The organism is Streptomyces iakyrus (assembly GCF_000717055.1).
Lineage (GTDB): Bacteria > Actinomycetota > Actinomycetes > Streptomycetales > Streptomycetaceae > Streptomyces > Streptomyces iakyrus.
Genome location: NZ_JNXI01000098.1, coordinates 1 through 408, shown reverse-complemented (window position 1 = coordinate 408; position 408 = coordinate 1). Strand labels below are relative to the sequence as shown.

The window sequence follows — 408 nt, the reverse complement described above, 5'->3', positions numbered from 1 at the left end:
GTGGGCACCTTGGCCTTGAGGCGGTCCGCCATTGCGGCGTGATCGAAATCGCGAAATCGCTGTGGAACGATCAGCACGCGCGTCTCGGCCAAGGTCAGCATGAATTCCATTTCGCGATCGCGGAAAATCGGCATGATGGGATTTGTGACCGCGCCGATCCGCAGCAGTGCGAGGTGAAGAGCCATGAATTGCCACCAATTCGGCAACTGATACGACACCACTTCGCCAGGCTTGACACCAAGCCGCAACAAATTAGCCGCGGTTCGCTCGGCAGCTTGCTGCAGTTCGCCGTATGTCAGCGCCGTACGTCGGTTGGACGCAGCTTCGTAGCCAACAACCGCGAGCCGCCCTGGATCGTTTCTGGCATGCCTCGAAAAAAACTCGAGCAAGGTTTGATCGCTCCAGAAT

The 408-nt window shown here is 57.8% G+C and carries 1 protein-coding gene; it reads right to left on the bottom strand.

Annotated features, from left to right (window positions below):
* On the bottom strand, positions 1-408 hold a 408-nt coding region (locus OO68_RS48920), incomplete at both ends, for an AMP-binding protein (RefSeq protein WP_157852835.1).